General features: G+C 56.1%; 1 tRNA gene and 2 rRNA genes (1 of these 3 cut by a window edge). All 3 read right to left on the bottom strand.

The window, feature by feature from the left end:
* Positions 1–374: 374 nt before the first annotated feature.
* Positions 375–451, bottom strand: a tRNA-Met gene (locus FJ942_RS23030).
* 233 nt (positions 452–684) lie between these two features.
* Positions 685–799 (bottom strand): 5S ribosomal RNA (gene rrf, locus FJ942_RS23025).
* A 272-nt stretch (positions 800–1,071) separates the two neighbouring features.
* A 23S ribosomal RNA gene (locus FJ942_RS23020) occupies positions 1,072–2,500 on the bottom strand (it continues 1,382 nt past the right edge of the window).

Raw genomic sequence — 2,500 nt, 5'->3', positions numbered from 1 at the left:
CGTGGCTGGCCTCGGCTCTGGGAAGCCCAATGTTCCGCCGCGCGAGCTGAGAGCTCGTCTTGGCCCCGAGGCATGGAACGACCGAGGCTTGGCCCTGAACGCTTTGCTTTGCTTTGCTTTGCTTTGCTTTGCTTTGCTTTGCTTTGCTTTGCTTTGCTTTGCTTTGCTTTGCTTTGCTTGGCTTGGCTTGGCTTGGCTTGGCTTTGGCTTGGCTTGGCTTTGGCGGGCGGATTGTGTTTGGTTTTGCGGGATTTCTTTTTGACCTTGGGCGTCGGCTTTGGGTATTTGCGGGCCCGTGATGAGGGTTCTCAAATCAGCGGGGGGCCATCAGCCGGATACAAGAACAGCCCGGGGTGAGCCGGGCTGTTTTGATTTGGTTGCGGGGACAGGATTTGAACCTGTGACCTTCAGGTTATGAGCCTGACGAGCTACCGGGCTGCTCCACCCCGCGCCACCTATGAGCAAGCGTGAGCTTGCTTCGACCTCTGGAAGCAGGTGTTTTCTGCTTCGATCTCTGGAAGCAGGTGTCTCTGCTTCGATGTTTGGAAGCGGGCGATTGCCTGCTTCGCGCCGCCAAATTGAAAGGGCCGCTTACGCGGCCCGTTGTCCCGTTGGCGGGCCTGTTCGTGAAGAGAAGATTTCACATCCATCCGATTGGATGTGAGTTTAACGTGCGTTTGGCAGACCTGGCAGCGACCTACTCTCCCGCGTCTTGAGACGAAGTACCATCAGCGCTGGAGCGTTTCACGGCCGAGTTCGGAATGGGATCGGGTGCAGCCGCTCCGCCATAACCACCAGGTCGGCAAAACGCACGTTATTCGAGAAGCTGGGTTAGGGATTGGGCAGAAGGCAATAGTGAATAGGGGATGCCTATTCACTATTGGCTCGTTGCTCTTCACCTGTCTTTTTGTGCCTGAGCGACATCCACAGTTTGCTTTCGGGCAAAGCCCGCAAGCGCGACTGCGCGTCGCCGGTCGTCCGGCGCCCTCGCGGAGCATAGGCCCGTAAGGGCCGCTCATGCGTGAGCGCTGGCCAGACCATCGTGTTTCACGATGGGCATAAGGAATGAGAACGATCAAGCCGATCGAACTATTAGTACCGGTAAGCTTCAAGCGTTGCCGCTCTTCCACACCCGGCCTATCAACGTGGTCGTCTTCCACGGTTCTCAGGGAATACTCGTTTTAAGGTGGGTTTCCCGCTTAGATGCCTTCAGCGGTTATCCCGTCCGGATATAGCTACCCTGCTATGCGGCTGGCGCCACAACAGGTCCACCAGAGATCCGTCCATCCCGGTCCTCTCGTACTAGGGACAGATCCTTTCAATATTCCTACACCCACGGCAGATAGGGACCGAACTGTCTCACGACGTTCTGAACCCAACTCACGTACCGCTTTAAATGGCGAACAGCCATACCCTTGGGACCTGCTCCAGCCCCAGGATGCGATGAGTCGACATCGAGGTGCCAAACAACCCCGTCGATATGGACTCTTGGGGGTCATCAGCCTGTTATCCCCGGCGTACCTTTTATCCGTTGAGCGATGGCCCTTCCACGCGGGACCACCGGATCACTATGACCGACTTTCGTCTCTGCTCGACTTGTCAGTCTCGCAGTCAGGCAGGCTTATGCCATTGCACTCAGCGAACGATTTCCGACCGTTCTGAGCCCACCATCGCGCGCCTCCGTTACTCTTTAGGAGGCGACCGCCCCAGTCAAACTACCCACCATACATTGTCCCGGACCCGGATAACGGGCCGCGGTTAGACATCCATAGTGATAAGGGTGGTATTTCAAGGGTGGCTCCACCTGAGCTGGCGCCCAGGTTTCAAAGCCTACCACCTATCCTACACATGCCACTACGAATGCCAATGTAAAGCTATAGTAAAGGTGCACGGGGTCTTTCCGTCTAACCGCAGGAACCCCGCATCTTCACGGGGAATTCAATTTCACTGAGTCTATGCTGGAGACAGCGGGGAAGTCGTTACGCCATTCGTGCAGGTCGGAACTTACCCGACAAGGAATTTCGCTACCTTAGGACCGTTATAGTTACGGCCGCCGTTTACTGGGGCTTCGATTCAGAGCTTGCACCCCTCCTCTTAACCTTCCAGCACCGGGCAGGCGTCAGACCCTATACGTCGCCTTGCGGCTTCGCAGAGCCCTGTGTTTTTGATAAACAGTCGCTACCCCCTGGTCTGTGCCACCCTCCTCTGCTTGCGCAGAAAAGGGTCACGCTTCTTCCGAAGTTACGCGTGCAATTTGCCGAGTTCCTTCAGCATAGTTCTCTCAAGCGCCTTGGTATACTCTACCAGACCACCAGTGTCGGTTTCGGGTACGGTCTATAAGGAGGAGCTATTTCCTGGAACCACTCCGCTGCCCGTTCAATCCGATAAGATTGGACAACTTGTGTGATCCGTCACTACCTCCAGGCCCACGAATATTAACGTGGTTCCCATCGACTACGCGTTTCCGCCTCGTCTTAGGGGCCGGCTAACCCTGCTCAGA

The sequence above is a fragment of the Mesorhizobium sp. B2-4-2 genome (genome assembly GCF_006442845.1).
Lineage (GTDB): Bacteria > Pseudomonadota > Alphaproteobacteria > Rhizobiales > Rhizobiaceae > Mesorhizobium.
Note: the sequence above shows the minus strand (reverse complement) of the source record. Positions and strands in the feature narration are given on the sequence as shown.